This window comes from Limnohabitans radicicola (assembly GCF_014837235.1).
Classification (GTDB): domain Bacteria; phylum Pseudomonadota; class Gammaproteobacteria; order Burkholderiales; family Burkholderiaceae_C; genus Limnohabitans_A; species Limnohabitans_A radicicola.
In genome coordinates, this window is record NZ_JACYFT010000001.1 from 818,990 (window position 1) to 837,996 (window position 19,007).

At 59.3% G+C, this 19,007-nt stretch carries 10 protein-coding genes; 2 read left to right on the plus strand and 8 right to left on the minus strand.

Translation table 11 applies throughout. From position 1 onward, the window contains the following. Nucleotides 1-9: 9 nt before the first annotated feature. The 8 genes from IC609_RS04050 to IC609_RS16210 form a co-directional block, all read right to left on the minus strand. Entirely contained in the window at nucleotides 10-5,718 is a 5,709-nt protein-coding gene (locus IC609_RS04050) for a beta strand repeat-containing protein (protein WP_191818156.1), read from the minus strand. Nucleotides 5,719-5,822: 104 nt separating this feature from the next. Beyond that, the gene (locus IC609_RS04055; protein ID WP_191818157.1) at nucleotides 5,823-6,026 is read right to left on the minus strand and encodes a hypothetical protein; all 204 of its coding nucleotides are present in this window, start codon (nucleotides 6,024-6,026) and stop codon (nucleotides 5,823-5,825) included. After that, nucleotides 6,023-6,820 carry a peptidylprolyl isomerase gene (locus IC609_RS04060; RefSeq protein ID WP_225223980.1) on the minus strand — a complete coding sequence of 266 codons (798 nt, stop codon included), beginning with the start codon at nucleotides 6,818-6,820 and terminating at the stop codon, nucleotides 6,023-6,025. The genes IC609_RS04055 and IC609_RS04060 overlap by 4 nt, the downstream gene beginning before the upstream one ends. A gap of 115 nt (nucleotides 6,821-6,935) precedes the next feature. Then, the gene (locus tag IC609_RS04065) at nucleotides 6,936-8,471 is read right to left on the minus strand and encodes a class I SAM-dependent methyltransferase (protein WP_191818158.1); all 1,536 of its coding nucleotides are present in this window, start codon (nucleotides 8,469-8,471) and stop codon (nucleotides 6,936-6,938) included. A 136-nt stretch (nucleotides 8,472-8,607) separates the two neighbouring features. Further along, a complete protein-coding gene (locus tag IC609_RS04070; protein WP_191818159.1) occupies nucleotides 8,608-12,300 on the minus strand; it encodes a beta strand repeat-containing protein in 3,693 nt (1,230 codons plus the stop codon). Nucleotides 12,301-12,406: 106 nt separating this feature from the next. Then, the gene (locus IC609_RS04075; protein ID WP_191818160.1) at nucleotides 12,407-13,720 is read right to left on the minus strand and encodes a tetratricopeptide repeat protein; all 1,314 of its coding nucleotides are present in this window, start codon (nucleotides 13,718-13,720) and stop codon (nucleotides 12,407-12,409) included. Nucleotides 13,721-13,763: 43 nt separating this feature from the next. Then, nucleotides 13,764-15,704 carry a CHASE2 domain-containing protein gene (locus IC609_RS04080; protein ID WP_191818161.1) on the minus strand — a complete coding sequence of 647 codons (1,941 nt, stop codon included), beginning with the start codon at nucleotides 15,702-15,704 and terminating at the stop codon, nucleotides 13,764-13,766. Continuing rightward, complete coding sequence (locus IC609_RS16210) at nucleotides 15,692-17,161, minus strand: FecR family protein (RefSeq protein ID WP_269902665.1); 1,470 nt, start codon at nucleotides 17,159-17,161, stop codon at nucleotides 15,692-15,694. The genes IC609_RS04080 and IC609_RS16210 overlap by 13 nt, the downstream gene beginning before the upstream one ends. A 75-nt stretch (nucleotides 17,162-17,236) precedes the next feature. On the opposite strand from IC609_RS16210, the gene IC609_RS04090 reads away from it, so the two are divergent. Then, nucleotides 17,237-17,914: a Crp/Fnr family transcriptional regulator gene (locus tag IC609_RS04090; RefSeq protein WP_191818162.1), complete on the plus strand. Its 678-nt coding sequence runs from the start codon at nucleotides 17,237-17,239 to the stop codon at nucleotides 17,912-17,914. Continuing rightward, entirely contained in the window at nucleotides 17,914-19,002 is a 1,089-nt protein-coding gene (locus IC609_RS04095; protein WP_191818163.1) for an acyltransferase family protein, read from the plus strand. The genes IC609_RS04090 and IC609_RS04095 overlap by 1 nt, the downstream gene beginning before the upstream one ends. The last annotated feature ends 5 nt before the right edge of the window (nucleotides 19,003-19,007 follow it).

The following is a 19,007-nucleotide window of genomic DNA, read 5'->3' on the forward strand; positions in this document are numbered from 1 at the left end:
TCAGGCAGGTCAGTAGCTGATTTTCAGGGACGTTGTGCCATCTGCAGCCACGCTGGAAACGCCCACCAGTGTGACGGTCTGTGAAGCGCTGCCGTTCCAATAGGTCAGCGTGCCTGTGCTGGAGGCAAACGCCCACTCGCCTGAAGCGTCTACAGTGGCATTGCTGCCTGTGTTGCCACTGCCTGCGGTGCTGGTGGTCGCGGTACGCAAGAAGCTGAGCAGCGCGGCGTTCGAATCCAGCACCTGAACCAGATCCACCCCTTTGACCCCATTGGCGCCGCTGAGTGCAGTGACGTTGGTGTCTGTATTCGCCAGCTTGAGTGTCACAACACCGGCTTTGGTCAGGTTGCCCACTGTGCCTGTGGCACCCACTTTGGTCTTGGCCAGCTGGTCCACCCCCAGCGTGTAGTCGCGGCTGGCGGTCAGATAGATGTTGTCCAAAGCGGTGACGGCAATGCCATAGAGGTCTTCACCCTGGGCACTGGCCCAAAGGTTGACCACGCCGGCTGTGGACAAACTGCTGTCGGCTTTTTTCACCTGCATAGATGTCAAGTCGTAGTCGGCTGCGCCCAGTGTCAGAGTGTCGTTGGTGTCCAGCACCAGCTTGGTCAGGTTTTGCTTGGTGCCTGCGGCCACGCCCGTGTCGTCCACCGTGATGACACCCGTGCTGGTCAGTGCGCCTGCGGTGACTGCGGTGCCCGTGCCGATTTTGGCGATCAAGGCTTGTGCGGCAGACAGGGTATAGCTTTTGGCATCGGTCAGCGTGATGACGTCGATGCCGTTGATGCCTATCAATTTGGACTTGAGTGAGGCGTCCCCATCTGCGCTGGCCATGATGTTCACAATCCCAGCCTTGCTCAAGTCCGCATTGTTGTATCGCACACCTGAAATGGTGATCTGGTAATCAAAGGTGTTGGTCGCATTGGCCGCACTGAACCAGTTGCCTTCAATGCCAAAAATGTATTTATCAGAGGCAGACCCTGGAAATTGGTAGGACAGGTTGGTCGTGGTGCCGGGAGCTTTGTCATAGGCTCCAGCCAGAGAATTCAATGGGCGGTTGTTGCTGCCAATCGTGATGCTATTTTTGAACAGATCGTAAGAGCCTGCACTTGTGCCATTGCCCAGGGTCACCCGCATGCTGATCGTGCCACCGGCCAGGTAGCCCGTGGTATCGATCTGTACTTGGGTCGTGTAGTTTTGAGTACCCACCGGGGTCGCGTAAAGGGTGCCTGTGCCAGTCAGGGTTTGGGTGCTGTTTTGCGTGACCAAGGCATCACCCAGGGTCGCGATACGGGCCTGCTCCGGGGTCAGTATGTAGTTGCGGCCCACCGTCAACTGGATCAGATCAATCGCACCCGTGTTGACGCCAGACAAGTCTTCGCCCAGGTTGTTCGCCTTGAGCGTGAACTGGCCCGGCACGTTGCCGACAGATGCAACGGCTTGACCGTCATAGGAAATGCGAGGCACTTGCGCCGAATTCAGCACATAGTTATTGCCTGTTGCCAGCCAGATCAAATCATTGCCATCAGTCAGGATGCCGGAAAGATTGGCATCCTGGTCATTGGATTTCAGGGTGATGATCTCGACGCCTCGAAGGTCCTGGACTTTGCCTGACCCCAGTTGAGCAATGGCGGCTTGCTCATCGGTCAGCGTGGTATTGACACCGTTTTTGAGCTGGATTTTGTCCACACCAGCTACCGAGGCCACCGCAGAGAGGTCTTCGGTGCTGCCGCTGGGTTGGCTCTTGAGCGTGATGACACCGGCAGAGGTCAGGTCGCCCAGAGCGCCGTTGCCCACTTGAGCGATGGCCAGTTGGTCTTTGGTCAGCGTGTAGTTTTTGGCACGCGCCAGAGCGATGCGGTCTTGCCCATCCAAACCCGTGACGTTGGCCAGGGTCACGCTCAGATCTTCACCCACGGGGTTGGCCACCAGCGTCAGGTTGCCTGCGGTGCCCAATTGCCCCAGCAAACCCGCCCCCCCGACCTTGGCAATGGCCGCTTGGCTGGATGTGAGGCTGTAGTTTTGTCCTGCATCGAGCTGCAGGACATCGGCAGCTGTGGGCAAACCACCCGCGTCCAGGCTCAAGGCCGTCAGGTCGGCCTGTGCCCCGGCTTTGACGGTGATCACGCCTGCCCCAGCCAGCTTGCCTTTGACGCCAGCGGCCCCGATCATGGCATTGACCGCTTGTGCTGCCGTGATGGTGTAGTTGACGCCAGCGGTCAGCTGCAGAGTGTCATTGGCACCCAGCGCAAGAGATGACAAGTCCTCGCCCATGGCCGAGGCCACAATGCGCACAGACCCGGCATAAGCAAAATTACCAGCCAAAGTGTAGATGTCATTGTCGTCCACCCAGGCCACCGAGGCCTGGGCGGATGTCAAGGTGTAGCGTTGGTTGACACCCAGAATCAGGATGTCGTTGGCGTCCAGCTGAAGTTTGGTCAGGTCTGCACCACGCGGTGCCAGCACCGTGATGCGCGAATTGGCATCTGTGCTGTTGGACAGCACGCCAGGCGCTCCGCTCAAGCCGATCTGACTGATCAGCGCCAGGTCCTGGTTCAACAGGTAGGACTTGCCCGGTTGCAGGATGACTTTATCGTTGGCGTCGAGCTGCAGGTCAGTCAAAGAAGAAGTGTCTCCGGTGACCACCGTCAAAATGCCTTTGGGCGATTTGCTCACCAGGTCTTTGGCCTGTCCGTATTTGCCATAGGCTGCGATGCGAGCCTGCGCATCGGTGAGTGTGTAAGCACCTTCTGGGTCGAGTTCAATGCGGTCAATGCCCTGAATGTTGGCCAATTGCGTGGTCAAGTCTGCAACAGCGGCCGCAGGGCGGATGGTGATCGTGCCTGCCGTGCCAAGGTCGCCGCGGGCACTGGTGTTGGCACCGGAGACCACTGTGGCCATCGCCGCCTGCTTGGGGGTCAGGACATAGCTGGAACCAGCCACAAGCTGCAAGGTGTCACTGTCTTTCAGGACCAGCGATGTCAGGTCTAGGGGCGTTACCGTGGCCGCATCGACACGCAGCGTGACGCTGCCTGTCACCAGCGACAGATCGCCCAACGCCCCGGCAGTGCCAACGCGTGCCACGGCTGCTTGGTCTGCACGCAGCAGATAGTCAGAAGTGGTCGTGAGCTGGAGCACATCGATGCCTGGCCAATTGATACCGGTCAAGTCACCGTCTTGTGAATTGACGACGACAGTCACCTGGCCAGCCTTGGTCAGTGAATTGACACCCGCCATACGAACCATGGGCAACTGAGACGAGCTCAAGGTGTAGTTTTGCCCCGCTGTCAGCTCGATGCGGTCCGCGCTGTCCAGCACCAGCTTGGACAGGTCGGTGTTGTTGGTGTCGGCCACCACGGTGATGGTGCCAGCGCCGACCAGTTGTCCCAGGGTGCCGTCTGCCCCGATCTTGGCCGTTGCGGCTTGCGCAGCAGAGAGGCGATAACTGTTGGCGCCAGCCAGCACCAACACATCGTTGGAGTCGGTTTTAAGCCGGGTGAAGTCGAAGTTATCGGCTGCACCAACGAGGGTGATGACACCGGTTTTGCCTGCTGTCGTCGGTGTGCCTGTCGTGCCACCCGTGCCTGCAGTTGTGCCCGTACCCGTGGTTGTGCCTGTGGTTGTGCCTGTGGTTGTGCCTGTGGTTGTGCCTGTGGTTGTACCCGTGGTTGTGCCCGTGGTGCTTACCGCCCCCACCAAGTCGCCCGCGACACCAGTCGAGCCAAGCCTGGCAATCAATGCTTGATCCGCAGTCAGTGTGTAGTCCTTGCCACCGGTCAACTGCACCGCCTTGACGCCTGGGATCACCAGGCCAGAGAGGTCTTCACCCAAAGCGTTGGCCATGATCGTGGATTGACCCGTTGCGCTCAGATCACGCAAGGCAGACAGGGTATTGCTGCCAACACCAGGGATCAACACCTTGCTCAACTTCGCCTGGTCGGATGTCAGACTGTATTTGCCCCCTGCAGTGAGCACGATCGCGTCATAACCGGTTGCAGTAGCGAGTGAGACCGACAGGTCTTCCCCCTTGGGGCTGGCGGCGATGGTGACTGTGCCCGCTTTGGCCAACGCCCCTGCTGCGCCGTCATCGATTTTGGCAATCGAAGCCTGCAGTGGCGTGAGGGTGTAATCCACCCCCGCCGTCAAGGCGATGGCATCGTTGCTGTCCACCACGATGGGGGTGAGGTTGCTTTGCGTTCCGGCCACAACCGTGGTTTTGGTGAGCGAGACATCGCCATACGCACCCAACACGCCATTGTTACTCACCCGGGACTTGAGCGCCTGGTCCGCAGAAAGTATGTAGTTCAGGCCAGTCGTCAGACGGTACTCATCGACACCTGTGATGGTGCTTTGCATCAGATTCTCGCCCGTCAAGGCCAGGAGCGTGATGTTGCCTGCAGCCGTCAGGTTGCCAAATGCGCCTGTGCCAATTTTGGCGACTTTAGCTTGTTGCGAGGTGAGCACAAAGTCAGCGCCTGGTGCCAGCTCGTAGAAGTCCACCCCCTTGAGGGCAAAACCAGACAGGTCTTCAGCCCGGGCAGATGCGGTGTTGGTGGCGGTCAGACCGGCCACCAGTGTGACTTGGCCCGCAGCAGACAGATCACCCGCTTTGGCTGTGGCGGCAGTACCCACTTTGGCCACCCGGGCCTGTTCGGAGGTCAGCCGGTAGTCGACGTTGGGGTCCAGAATGATCACGTCCGATTTGGTGACATCCGCAACGCCCTTGGCGTCAGTCACGATCTTGGTTGGCAGCCGCGTCAGGTCACTGACAGCACCGGCCTTGATGGTCAGCTGACCTGAGCCTGTGATGTTGCCCAAAGTGCCTGTAGCACCCACCCGCGCAAGGGACAGCTGGTCTGCCGTCAGGGTGTAAGCCTTGGCGGCGGTCAGCTCGTACACATCAATGCCACTGGCTTTGATGGCAGAAAGGTCTTCGCCGTTGGCAGAGGCCCGAACTGTGACCGCTCCGGCTGTGCCCAACACGCCCAGCGTTCCATTGACACCCACCCGCGCGCTGGCCACTTGGCCGCTGGTGAGCACATAGTCCTTGGCTGTGCCCAACTCGATCACATCGGTCGCATCGAGCTTGAGCGATGACAAGTCCAGGCTGAGTGGTGCCTTGATCAACACATTGCTGCAACCTGTCAGGTCAGCCGTGCTGCCTGCACCCACTTTGGCCACCAGAGCTTGGTCTCCAGTGAGGGTGTAGGCTTGGCTGCTGGTCAGGGTGACCGTGTCGTTCTTATCGATCTGGATGGCGGTGAGGTCAGTGCCCGCAGCGGCCACCAGATTGATTTTGCTGTTGCTGTTGGTGCTGCGCAAATCCCCCAACGCGCCCGACGATCCAATTTGCGCTGTTTGGGCCTGGGCTGCTGTCAGGGTGTAGGTGGCGCCGTCCGCCAACTGAATGCGGTCGGTGAACAGGCTGTAGCCCGACAGGTCTTCGCCAATGGACTTGGCTCGTGCCACCGCATCACCCGTGCCAAACATCGCCTTACCGTTGGCCAGCGAAGCATCGAGGTTGAGCACCACCCCGGTGGGCACCGAGAAACCCGCATAGGAGCTGATCACCAATTCGCTGGTGACCGCAGCGCCTGAGGAAGGCGTCAAGGTAAAAACCAGTTTCCCTGCAGGATTGCTGACCGAAATGGTGGCGCCACTTGGGGCATCGATGAAGCTGATGACCTTACGGCTGTCGATGGATGCGGAAAACGGCATGGCAGTCTCACAGAAAAAAGATGGGGACTGTATGCGTATCGGCTGGGCAAATCTTTTCTTTAATGACGTGTAAAAAAGTCAACACCTCAGGTGGTGTGTCGCCCTTAGACCACCCACAGCACGTTGGCCCCCGCCATGCCGGGGGTGGCCTGCCCTACCACGTCGATGACCAGTTGGACAGAGCCAATGTGCAGGTAGCAGCGGTCGTCAAGCGCGATCCAGCCCATCGATTCCGCCTCGATTTCGGCCAATTCACGCCAGAAGTCCGCTTCGATTTGGGCGGTTGATGGCCCAGTGATCGGCTTCATTTGATCTGCTGCGCCGCAGTGATGGTCACATCGGTCAAGGGCACGTTGGCGTGCAGGCCAACATTGCCTGTGGGCTGCGCGGCCATGCTGTCGGCCACATCCATGCCCTGGACGACGGTGGCAAAAACGGCATAACCCGGTGCCCCAGCACTTTTGTAGTCCAAAAATGTGTTGTCCACCAGGTTGATGAAGAACTCGGAGGTGGCGGAATCGTAATCAGGATCCCCCCTGCGGGCCATGGCCACGGTGCCGCGCAGATTGGATAAGCCGTTGTTGCTTTGCAGCACGATGGGGGTGGTTTGCCCGGGCTTGGCCACCATGCCGCTGGTGTAGCCCCCCGCTTGCACCACAAAACCGGGCATCACCCGGTGGAACAGGGTGTTGGTGTAGTAACCGCTGTAGACGTACTTGAGGAAGTTGTTGACCGTGCTTTCGGCTGCTGCGGGGTTGAGCTCCAGCGTGATGTTGCCGATGCTGGTGCTCAGCTGAACCTGAGGCTTGGGCACGGTGACGGTGGTTTGATAGACCAGATCACCATTGGCGTTTTTGAGGATGAGAGGGAAGTCGCCCACGGCCACAACGCTGCAGTTGATCACCAACAAGGTGGTGGAGCTGTTGGTGGCCAGCGCCGGGTTGGTGCAGGCGCTGCTGGTTTCCACCGTCATGCTGCTGCGCAGGTCATTGCCGCCCACATACAGAGTGGCCTGGCGACCATATTGCACGGTCTGGGCCTTGAAGCCCGTCACCACGGGCGGAAAACCGCTGGCACCGCCACCGCCGCAGGCAGTGACCAAACTAGCAAACCCTGTCGTCAGCAGAATTCTGAGCCGAAAAGATGAAGACCAACGTTCCATGGCGATGTATCACCAAAAAGTACAAACCCATGGACTTTACTGCATGGCCCGAAACTCAGATGATCTCCAGTGCTGTGAGTATGGGAATCTGTTTTTTTGCAAACGCACTGGCTTGGGAAGTCAACTCCCGCAGATTTCCATCGTCGCTCTCGATGGTTTTGCCTTCTTTGATGATGCGTTGCTTTTGGCTTCTGAGGATGTCCCATGTGAAGCGGGCCCAAGCTTCTGGGGTCTTTTGACCCTGCTGCCGAGCCAGCAAGAAAAGTTGCTGAATGCGATTGATGGAGTAGCCACCGCCAGTCACTGGGCTGGCAAGGTAGCTGACATCGTTGTTACCGCATGCTTTGTGCGTAAGGTGCGCATTGAGACGGTCAGTTTGCTTGCGCGCCTTGTTGATGACGGCTTCATCTTGAACGAGTGACAAATGCCCAGCACCTGCCAGCAGCAGTATGGCTTGTAACAGTTGCCCATAAGCAATCCCAGTACCTTCGAGTTCTTTTTCCAGCTGTTCGATCGTTCGCACCTTGTGATCTGCCAACAGATCAAGAATCGGGGCATAGATGGCCACATTCATGTCAGCCTCGCCAAGCGTACCTGCGATTTTGAGGCTGATGTCGGGTCTGTGTGCGGTCAACAACACACGTTGCGAGCGCAACGCTTGCGTTTGCTGCACAGCATCCATTTTTCGGGCACCTTTGACCCAATAGTCACGTCGGAATTGTTGATTGACCATGAAGTCCCGTACCGTTTCACGAAACATCAGGTCAGGTACTTCAGCCAAAAAGGTCTGTTGCGCTGCTGTGAGGTTGACACTGTCAATGTGATCAATGTAGTGGGCTGAACATGCGAACTGCAATTTGGCAGACTCCAACCAATCGGCCATGGTGGCGAAGTGCATGGGGTGCCAGTCCTTGTTGAAGTACTCGTGCGCCAGGTAGTGGCGGTTGTGCCCCTTCATTTTTTTCAATCTGTCACCAACGAGTGGATTGGCGCGGCTGAACAATGGATTGGTTGCGATCAATTTTTCAGCAAAATCCAGGGCGCCATCAATGCGACTGACAATGCCTCGGCCTTCGGAGCCCAGCACTTCAGCGTGTTCGGTCATCAAATGGCGCATAGGCGCAAATGCGGCCCAACCCGGCTGTGTGTTGTAACTGATGTACAGGACGCCACCAACCTTGAGTTTCTTACGGATAAAGTCAACGATGACGTGGCGGTTTTCGTCAGAAATCCAGCTCCAGATGCCATGAAGTGCTATGAAGTCAAAGTCAGGCAAATCAAGCCGTTTGGCAAAGTCAGCAAACGCATCATCACGCAGATGAGCAGACGCCCCGGAAGCAGCAGCCAACTCCTGCGCAAAGCCCGCCTGCGATGGGTTGAAGTCGGTACCGTGCCATTCTGTGATGGAGGCGGCCGCATGGAAGTTGGTCGACAGTCCTTGACCGAAGCCCAATTCGCAAGCAGCGCCGACTTCCGGGAAGTGCAGTCCTTGGTGCAAAAATGCCAAACGAATGCGCTGCGGATTGAGTTCTGAGTAGTAGCCGTAGGTATAGCCGATGTCTGCCACGTATCCGGCGGTCCAGTCGCTCATAGCTTGTCCTTTCATGATGATTTTTTCTTAAATCACTGCTTTCAATGCCCTAAGAAAAAACCCCAACCCTCGCGAAAGGGATGGGGCGGCAAGGCTTCGAAGCACCCACCGAAGTGGGTGCTTTGTCTGCGCAAGATCAGGCCTGTGAGCCGATGTTGGCAGTCGTGAAGGCGTCCAGACCAGCCTGTGTCGTGATGTTGGTCAGCTGACCAATCAGCACGGCAGTGCCGGAACCGTCCACACCAGCGTCCGCGTCATAGATGACGTGAGCAGTGTTGTCGGTGGTGTTGAAGTACACGGCCACGATATCCAGACCGTCAGTAGTGATACGGCCAGCAATCGCTGTTTCTGCAGCTTCATCGGTTGCATAGCCAGCACCGGTCAACACCAGGATTTCTTCACTGCTGTCGACAGCAACGCTACCGATTGCACCAACATACTCTGTACCACCGGCCAGGCCGAGATCTGAAATGTCAAAGCGCAGTTCGTCGCCACCTGCACCGCCAGTGAAGTCGGTGATGATGTCGCGGTTGGCGGTCAACACCTGGTTCATGATCACGATGTCAGCACCTGCACCTGTGGTGATGGTGTCAATGCCTGTACCAGCTGTGATGGTGTCGGCACCAGCACCTGCGCTGATGGTGTCAGCGCCAGCGTTGCCGTTCAGTGTGTCGGCACCGCCCAGACCCATGATGACATCCGCACCAGACGAACCTGTGATGGTCGAACCAGCAGCCAGAGCCAAGCCAACGAAGTCGGACTGGGCCAGGTCGGTGATGCCATCGAGCTTGATGGTGATGTCGTTTGTGTCCAGAACGTTGTCGCTGTTCAGGTTGATGTACAGGGTGCTGGTGGATGTGTCGAGCACAGCTTCAGGTGTAGAACCTGTCAGCGATGTCAGAACAGCACCGTAACCATTGGCTTCACCCAGATAGGTGATCGAAGTGCCATCCAGACCGATCTTGTCGGTACCAGCCACGAAGTCTGTGATGGTGTCCTGGTTCACACCGTTGGAGTTCGTAGGGCTGGCCACGATGTAACCGAACACGTCAGCGCCTGTACCGCCGGTCAGGTTGTCAGCGCCACCCAAACCATAGGCGATGTCGTCACCGGTACCACCGTTGATGATGTCGCCCTTGGAGCCACCTGTCAGTGTGTCGTTGCCATCGTTGCCGTTCAAAGTGACGGCTGCGGTTGCAGCGCTAGAGGCATTGATGGAGTCGTTGCCAGCACCACCAGACAATGTGGCTGCAGCCGCCAGGTTGGCTGTTGCAAATGTCACAGCACCTTTGGTCACGCCGGAAGCGTCAAAGGATGTCAATGCTGTACCAGCGAAAGTGCCGATGGTCAGGCCAGCATCACCTGCCACAGTGATGGCCTTGGCGTTGGCGTCGGTCAGCGTGGTCACGATGTGGGCAATACCTGTGGCTGTGGTGGCCGAGTCATCGGTGGCGAAGTTGACGGTTTCGAAGCCTGTCAGTGTCAAGCCAGTCACTGTCTTGGCAGTGGAGGCGCTGACGCTGACGTTGGCCACGTCAGAGCTGCTGCCCACGGCCAGCGAAGCCAGCAAGGTGCCAGCGGTGCCGCTGTTGGCCACCAGAGTTACACCAGAAGCCACGTTGGTCAGCGACAGTGTGTTACCAGTGTCGACACCTGCCACTTTGATGTAGTTCAGGTTGTCCAGGTTGGCCAGATCAACGGTCTGGTCTGCATCGGCAGTGCCTGTCAGGCTCAGGCGCTCGAAGTTGCTGATCAGACCAGCAAATGTTGTGGATGAGCTCACAGTGACGGCAACAGTGTCGGCCAACACCAGGGTGTCGGTACCGGCTGCACCAGCATCCACAGAACCGCCAGCAGCGAATGCGCCACCGATGGTCACGGTGTCGTCGCCAGTGCCTGTTGTCACAGCTGCGGCGTGCGAGGCGGCCAGAGTGATGACGTCGTTGCCTGTACCACCTGTGTAGGCTGTAGCAGTACCCAGCGCAGAACCCAGAGTCAGGTTACCAGTGCTGGTGTTGGTGATCTGGGTTGCGGCAGTCAGTGTCTGGCCTGTCAAGGTCAGGTTGGCATTGCCAGAAACGTTCACTGCGGTTGCACCAGCAGCCACCAAGCTGTTGATGGTAGAAGCTGCAGTGCTGGAATTGACATTCAAGGTGGTGATGTCGGTGTCCAAGGTCACAGTGCCGGTGGTCGTCAAACCATTGACGTTCAGGGCTTGTGTGGTAGTAGTGGCCGTTGTCAAAGCACCTTGAGTGGCGGTCAGCGAAGTGCCGGTACCAGTCAGGTTGATGGTTGCCAGTGCGCCCGAGTTCAGGGTGGCGTTGCCAAAGCTGTTCAGCGTCACGGCAGTGATGGTGCCAGCTTTGGTGGCAGACGATGCATTCACATCGGTCACACCCACGTCACCGTTGGCCACACCGATAACGCCAATACCTGTGGTGTCGTCATCGACTTCAGTCACAGCTGCGTCTTGGGTCACGGTCACTGCAGTAGTCGCAGATGTACCGGTGATTGTCACTGCGCTCTGAGTCAGCGTGAAGTTGGAAGCATCATCAACAGCTGCTTTTGATTCAGCCGCCGTGATGCCACTGGCTTGCGTCACAGAGATGGTGGTGCCGCCCTTGACAGTGATGGCACCCAAAGTGACGTTGGCACCGTCTGTATAGTTGCCTGTGGAAGTCACGGTCACTGCGCCGCTGGGTGCAGTGGTGGTGCCGATGGTCACGGTACCGGTCGTCACATCGTTGCCAGTGAACGCGACAGTGGTGCCACCGTTCACGGTAGCGTTGTTGCCAGCTTGGGCGTTCGAAGTAGCCACCACAGCACCAGCCGAACCGCTGGCTGTCAGAGCGCCACCTTTGGTGGTCACAGTTTGAGAGAGGCCGTGCGAGACTGTCAAACCGCCGCCAGCATTGGAAGCTGTCAAAGCGGTTGTATCGGCCACAGTCAGGGTTTGCACAGCGCCCTTCACGCTGAAGTTTGCAGCAGTCAAACCTGCCCAGGTAGAAACATCTGCCGCGTTACCGCTCAGTGTGTTTGTGGTTTGCACGTTGACGGTTTCAATGCTTTTAACGGAAGTCGGAAGCGAAACATCAACGGTACCACCGGCGGAGTCGGTGATGTTCAAAGTGTCGTTGCCTGCACCACCATCCAGCGCATCAAGCCCCGACAGAGTGTGAGCTGTGTTGATGACGTCGTAGTTGGAGCTGAATGTGTCATTGCCTGCACCACCGGTAACTTGGTCGACGCCGATTGTGAGTGTGAAAGTCTGGTTAGCTGGAGCTGGAGCTGGGTTCAGCACGGCAGCGATGTCAGCTGCAGCAGCGCTGGAAGCGGCTGTCACGTTAGCCAGAACAGCTTTCAGAGCAGCCAGGCTAGGCGTAGCTTCTGCGCCACCCAGCATGGTTTCTGTGTAGTACTTGGCGTAAGCCACTTTGTTGGCCAACAGGGTGGCTGTGCCGCCCCATGTGGCGTCGCCTGTCAGGCTGGCCAGGTTGTTGAAGATGTTGTACACAACATCGCCGCGGCTCAGACCAGCGGTCAATGCAGCTTCAACTTGTGTCTTGGCAGCAGTTTTGGCAGCGTCAGTGGCAGATGCGCCAACAACGTTGTCGATCAGGTTGGAGGCGAACTGAGCGTTCGTCAGGAAAGCAGGGTAAGTGCTGGTGAATTCGGTCTTGGTGGTGAACGCGTTCACGATGTCCTTGACGGACATGCCGGACTCAGAAGCTGCGTACAGCTGGTTCATGTACGTCACGCCAGGGGCGGCGTTGAATGCGATTGCAAAGAAGCGATACAGATCGGTCTGTGTCGAAAGTGTCAAAGCCATGAAAGCTCTCCTGTTGATAAAAAGAATGCCCTTTTACGGGGACGAAGCGATTCTAAACACAGTCTGGGCATAAAACGTGTGATTTGCATCACATGTTTTCCCAGATCTAACGCCAGTTTTGCACGATGCTCAACTGCGCGCCAAGCTCATTGTAGTTAAAAAGTTCAAGGTTACTTCGCCTTTCGCCGCTAAATACGCGCCAAATAAGGACTTTTTCACTTTTTAAAGTAACCTGTTGCTCGAATGCGACATAAGCAGTTGTCAAATGACGTTTGGCACCGTTTTGCAACAGGGTGCTGTACGAATAGGTGTCTTGCTGGTGCGTGAGTTGTGCCAAAAGTTTGCGTCCATCACCCAAGCCATGCTCGGCACTGAGTCCAGCACGCCAGTAGCCTTGTGGCCCCACTGTGCTGTTGCTGTGCTCAAGGGCTGCTTGCCAGTCAGTGCCCCACAGGCGCGGCTGGTTGTGCTCAGCGCGGACCACAACGCCGCGGTCGTTGGTGCTGTACTCCTCGTAGTGCGACAGGCTCAGTCGCTGCGCACCCCACACCGTGGTCAGGCCAGCCATGGCGCGGTGCTGGCCGTCCAGACCGCGTTGGGCTTGGGCATAGGCCAACACGGGGGTGAGTTGGGCAGGCTGGAGGGCATCGGGCAGCCATTGGACCAAGGGCAGCCGCCCCCACAGCACGGCGCGGGCTGCCGTGGTGGTGCCTGACACGTCTGCGTGCTGCACCGCCAGTTCAGCGCCATGGGTTTCGGTGGTGCGTGACAGTGTGACCCCAGCCAGGGCGCCCGACTGGGCGGTCTGGTTCAGTGGCAGGCTCAACGGGCCGTCCGGCAAGGTGATGGTGATGGCCCCAGACGATGTGCGCGCCAGTGGGTTGCTGGAAGCCGTGAGACTGGCTTCGCCGCGCCAGGTGGCAGCAGCAAGCGCATCACCGGGAACTTGCGCAGTCGTGCCCAGCGCAGCCGCCGCCAGACGGGCTGCCGCATCGCGGGTGTCGATCGCGTAAGGGTTGGCCACAGTGGGAGGGCCTTTTTTAATCTGCGCTTTGAGCTCACGCAAGGCTCGTGCGTGCTCAGGCTCGATGCGAGGATCATCAAGCAGGCTTTGCACCAATGCTTGCGCGCCGTCAGTGTGCCCGCGCCTGGCCATGAGCAGGGCCAGCTCAATGCGCGCTTCTGCTTGTTCAGGGTGGAGCATGAGCACGCGCTCAAGCAATATTTCTGCACGGTCGTAGCGGCGGCTGCTGATTTCAGTCCGCGCTTGCTCAAAAGCCTGTAGCGCTTCGAGTTCGGGTTGCAACTGTGCGGCGTGACCGTCATTGACGATCGATGCACCCAAAATGCAAGCCAGGCCCAACAGCCATGCCGCAAGGCCATGGCGTGGGTGTGCAGACAGTAGTCGGTGGAGCCGCATGTGCCAAACGTGGGGGGGGATGTGCGCTGTCAGGTGGGCCAGCTCAGGGCTCGACCCTGAAAATGGTTTGCGGCGTGCGGCTTTCGGGCAGCAAAAACTGCCCCATGGGGTGCATGGAGATGCGCGGCGCAGATTGCGCTGCGCGCTGCCCCATGAGGATAGGACTGGCCAGCTCTTCGCACATGGGCAGCATGGCCAGTACGCTGTCGACAGCAGCGCCGAGCATGAGTGAGCGGCGGCTGGTGCGCGAACCTGCCACGGCCAGCAAAAAGTCACCGTGGTCGATGGCCATGCGCAGTCCAAGAGGCGATGTTTCTGTTTCGTTGGCAGAAAGCAGGTCGCCCAGCTCTGCCAGCAGGCCGCGCGCAGCCTGCACAGAAGATTGCACGGCGTCGTGGGCGCTTGCGGATGCATGCGCGCCATCGGCCGGTGAAGTGGACCAGCTCAGTAGCAGGGTGTCGCCCTGGACGTGTTCGAGCATGCCGCCTTGCCGGCGGGCATGGGTTTCAGCGAGCGAGGTGATGGCGTGCACCAGCGCCAGCGCCTTGAGGCTGCCCACGCCAGCGCTCCAGCGCTGCAGGCCACTCACGCGCACGGCCATGATGGTGCCCGCATCAGTGCGGCCAAGGCTTTCGCCACTGGGGTCCTGGCGCGCGATTTCACGGGCCAGATGGCTGGGCAGGAAACTTTCAAGGTGGTGGGTCAGTTGGTGTGTCCGGCGGCGCTGGGCATCCATGTGTAGAGCCGCCAACAAAACGGCCAGGCCTGCCAGACCCAGCGTGGGCGAGGCCACAGGCAGGATGTGACCCAGGCTGCCAGCGCTGCGGGCCAGCACGGCCAGACCCAGCGGGAGCAGCAAGACGAACAGCCCGCCAACCACCAGCACGGTGCGGCGCGGGGCCCAGCGCTGGCAGGCCAGCAGGGTCAAGCCCAGCAGCAAGGTGAGCAAGCTCACGTAGGGCCAAGCGCTGGGAGGCACAACACTCCAGCGGGAACCCAGCGCAGCCGACATGACTTCGGCATGCACACTCACGCCTGGAGCGTTGGGGTGGTAGGGGGTGCTGGCGGTGTCGACCAAGCCAAGTGCCGTGGCCCCCACGACGACCACTTTGCCCTGGATGAGTTGGGGGTCCACCGAGCCGTCAAGCAGCTTCAGAGCGCTGATGGCGGTCCATTGGTGGTGAGGGCGGCTGTAGGGCACGACGATGCGCGAATGCGCATCCAGCGCAAAGCGCATGGGGCCGCGCTGCAACCATTGGGCCGGCCCAAACAGGCTGTTGCCGGGGGTCAGTTGCCAAGCTTGGTCAGGGTAGAGGGTTTGGGCCGCCACCAATGTGAGCTGAGGATAGCGGGCTGCGCCCTGGCAAAACACGGCAGGCAGGCTGCGCAGGCCGCCGTCGGCGTCAGGGGTGGCGCTGAGGTGGCCTGTGCGGGCTGCAGGCAGGCTGTCGGCCACACCAAAGAAGCCTGTGATGGGCAAACTGGGGGTGCACAGGTCAGGAAAGTCGGGCGTACCGCGCAGTTGGCCCACCTGGGGTGGCGCATGGACTTGAGGGTCGGCGATGAGGACTTGGCCCAACACCACATCGGTGCGCTGGCCGGATTTTTGTGGTGCGGCCAGCTCGGCGTTGAGGGCTTCATCGCCCGGGGCGGACTCCGGGAAGTACAGGTCCCAAGCTTGAACGGTAGCGCCGCGTTCACGCAGGCGCTTGGCCATGTCAGCCAGCACGGTACGTGGCCAGGGCCATGGGCCAATTTGCGCCAAACTGGGTTCATCGATGTCGATGATGACCACATCTTGCGCACTGGGTGCCGCAGGGGTCAGCCTGCGGGTCATGAAGTCGTGGAGTTGGGCGTCTACCGCCGATGCTCCACCCCAGCCGCTAGCGGCCAGGCTTGCAAGCACCGCCAGCATGAGGGCACACGCCTGCAGCAGCAAGGGGCGCAGGGCGTGCCAGCGCCCACGGGGGATCAGCGCTTCCAAAGCGTGATGCCTCTGAAGGTTCCGGCTGCCACGTCCTTGTTGAACAGGTAGCCGGCTTCAGTGCCGTCACGGCTGAGGGCACCGGCTACGCGGTCGGTCGCGTTGGTGCCCACAAATACGCCTTCGTTGTTGATTTTGCCGCTGACATTGATCGCAGCAGCACCAGCGGCGGCGTGTTGCACACCCACGGTGGCTTTGAACAGTGCGTTGTCAAAGTCCACACCCAACGTGGCCGAGGTGACTTTGGCTGTGCTAATGCCACTGGTTTGAACCAGCACGGCTTCGGCACCTGCCAGACGGAAGTCGGCCTGGCCTTTGAGCGTGTCAGACATGGTGCCCGAGGGGTTGGCGCGCCACAGGGCGTATTCGAACATTTCGCCCACCGTCACGTGGCGACCTTGGCTGGCTTCGGCATAGGACGCCAACAGCTGCTGCGGCAGCGCGCTGGCGGTGCTGAAACGGCCCCAGACGAGTTGCTTGGGCAGCTCGGCCACGATGATGCTGGGCTCAGGGGCAGGCGTCACGGGATTGACGGGCGCAATGGGCGCAACTGGAACGACCGGATTGACGGGCGCAATAGGCTCTGCAGGGGGCACTGGGGCCACAGGAGAGACTGGCGTGACTGGGATTGAAGGCTCAGGTTTGGAGTTGTGAGCCAGCAGCTGGGCTTCGGCCTTGGTGTAGGCCGCGAAAATGGTGCTGGTGACCAAGCGGGTGCCTTCGGGCAGCTGGGCTTCGGTACTTTCGATCAGACGCGCAGGCGCATTGGCCAGTGCATTGCTGCGGTTGGCGGGTGTGGTGGCGCGAGCGATGTCGATGCCGAAGATGCGTTCGAGTTCGCCCTGGCGGAATTCGCGCTGTTCAACATGGCCATCGGTGCTCAAGCGCACGTATTTGAGGTTGGTGTCGGACGATGCCATGGCCACGGGCGCACAGTTGTTTTGTGCGCAACGATCGGCCGCAGGGGTCAGGACGATTTTGCCTTCGTGCACAAAAGCCTCGACGGCATCGCCTGCAGTTTTGGCCAGGAAGTCGGTACCGCGCACGCCAATGACAGCCACGGGAGTGTTGAGGCGGTAGCGCTCGGGCTGGGCACGTGAACCATTACCGGAAATTTGACGCACAGTGCCTTTGACCAGTTCAAGTTCGATGCGGGTTTTGACGCCTGTGGGATCAATTTCGTAGTGGCGGATCAGCAGTTCAGAGTCGGCACGCAAGGAAATGCGCCCCTCGTCTGTGAAAACCAGGATGGCCACGCCGTCTGCGCCAGTGCGGATGCGGTCGCCCGCCATCAGGGCGGAGCCCACCAGCAGCTGTTCGGCCTGACCGGCTGGGCTGAGTTTTTTGGCTTCGCCAACAGACACGGCCACACGGGCGACCGGCGCAGTTTGCGCCCAGGCGTTGCCCAGAATCAGCGATGTCAGAAATGCGATTTTGAATATTATTTTGCCGACCATGATTTACTCCAGCAGGGTTGTATATTATGCATTTTCTGTGCCACAAATCAATTCAATTCGCTGAAGGCTGGATAGATGCCCGTTTCCGAGTTGGTCCTGCGGGGCTGCGATCTGTTTGCGAGTGCGCCCGACGCCCTCGTGAGCAGCGCTTCGGGCGACATGGACATCATTCACCTCAAGCGCCGCGAGGTGCTGGAGCCTTGGGGACGCAGTTTCAGGGGGCTCGGCGTGGTGGTGCAAGGCCGCATCCAGTCAATTGACCAGACACTGGACGGACGCGAGGTGGCTTTGCAGACGGTGGATCCGGGCGAAGCTTTTGGCCAAGTGGCGCTGCTGGCTACGCAACCAGTGCACAGTGTTTGGGTGGCCACGACCCCCTCTGCGGTGGCAGTCCTGCCAGAAGACAAGGCGCTTGCCCTGTTCGAGTCAGCGCCCATGGCCTTGTTGGCAGCTCGCGGCTTGGCCGATCAGGTGAGCGAGTTTTTGGGTTGGCAAAAAATCATGTCGGTTACGCCGATCAGCTCGCGGGTGTGCGCCTGGATTTGTTGGGCTGCAGGCCCTAAGGATCGCCTGGAGGTACCCAAGCAGGCCGAGTTGGCCTGGCGGCTGAACACCACGCGGGAATCGATCACCCGCACGTTTCAGCGTTTGCAGGCCGATGGTTTGATTCAACGCGACGAAGGGGAGTGGACCTTGCTCAAGCGCCCTGCCCTGGAGCTTTTGGCACTGGGTGAAAACAAGGACAGGGATTGATGTTGGCCAGCAGTCAAGAAACCCATGTGGGCGTGGAAGCTTGGCGAGGTCTGGCTGCCTGGATGGTGGTGTATGTGCATTACTGGGGTTTCAGCGGGCATGATTGGCCGCCTATGCGGTTTGCCCATACAGGGGTAGACCTGTTTTTTGTACTGAGCGGCTTCGTCTTTGCGCCCTATCTGTGGGGCAAGCCCTTGTCACCTACCGCTTTTGCCTTGCGTCGGTTTTTCAGGATTTATCCGGCATATTTGCTGGCACTGGCCGTTTATGTGGGCCTGAAGTTGCAGGCAGGTCATCCGCCGTTGTATTTGTGGGAGCACTTGTCATTTTTTCAGGTGCAGTCGCGTGAGATGGCGTTTTATTACAACCCGCCTTTCTGGAGTTTGCCAGCAGAGGTGGAGTTTTATGTGGTGCTGCCTTGGCTTGCATGGTCTTTGCGGCAGGCACGCTGGGCATGGGCCGGATGGCTGTTGGCGGCATTGGGTTTGCGTGTGGTGCTCGGGTACTTTGGAGACCCCTCCAGCCAGGACGCGTCTTACATCATGAACTTTCACTTGCCCGGGGTTGGGGTGGAGTTTTTACTGGGCGCGCTGGCTTGGCGAGTGGCACAAATTCAACTGCATCTGTGCTGGCGAACCCTGTTGGTGCTGGTGGGCTTTGCCGGATGGTGTGCGCTGGCGGTCTGGTTTGGGCAGGTGGGCGATGCGGGGGTCAACAATTCGGTGCTCAAAGGACAAATGGGCGCATTGGCAGCCTTGTGTTTTGCACCGATGGTGGCGGGTATGCTGGGCAGCCCCACAGCAAGGCCCCCGCGTGACACGACCATTGGCCCACCCGAGAGCCGCGCATGGCATGTGGCTGCCTTGTGGGCAGGTCGGCTGAGCTATGGGGTGTATTTGTTTCACATGGCAGCGCTTCAAATGGTTCAGCCTTGGCGCGAAACGCTGGCCGAGCATTGGCCACTGGGGCTTCAGTCGCTGGCCGTGCTGCTGACCGTGCTGATGGCCCTGCTCAGTTACTGGCTGTGGGAGGAGCCCTGGCGCCAGTTTGGACGACGCCAAGCGGCCAGCATGGAAGCCGCAAACTGACGTTG

Coding starts and splice junctions, on each gene's coding strand:
- IC609_RS16210 (WP_269902665.1), bottom strand. CDS start 17,161: ATGGTCGGCAAAATAATATTCAAAATCGCATTTCTGACATCGCTGATT.
- IC609_RS04095 (WP_191818163.1), top strand. CDS start 17,914: ATGTTGGCCAGCAGTCAAGAAACCCATGTGGGCGTGGAAGCTTGGCGA.
- IC609_RS04070 (WP_191818159.1), bottom strand. CDS start 12,300: ATGGCTTTGACACTTTCGACACAGACCGATCTGTATCGCTTCTTTGCA.
- IC609_RS04090 (WP_191818162.1), top strand. CDS start 17,237: ATGCCCGTTTCCGAGTTGGTCCTGCGGGGCTGCGATCTGTTTGCGAGT.
- IC609_RS04055 (WP_191818157.1), bottom strand. CDS start 6,026: ATGAAGCCGATCACTGGGCCATCAACCGCCCAAATCGAAGCGGACTTC.
- IC609_RS04075 (WP_191818160.1), bottom strand. CDS start 13,720: ATGCGGCTCCACCGACTACTGTCTGCACACCCACGCCATGGCCTTGCG.
- IC609_RS04065 (WP_191818158.1), bottom strand. CDS start 8,471: ATGAGCGACTGGACCGCCGGATACGTGGCAGACATCGGCTATACCTAC.
- IC609_RS04050 (WP_191818156.1), bottom strand. CDS start 5,718: ATGCCGTTTTCCGCATCCATCGACAGCCGTAAGGTCATCAGCTTCATC.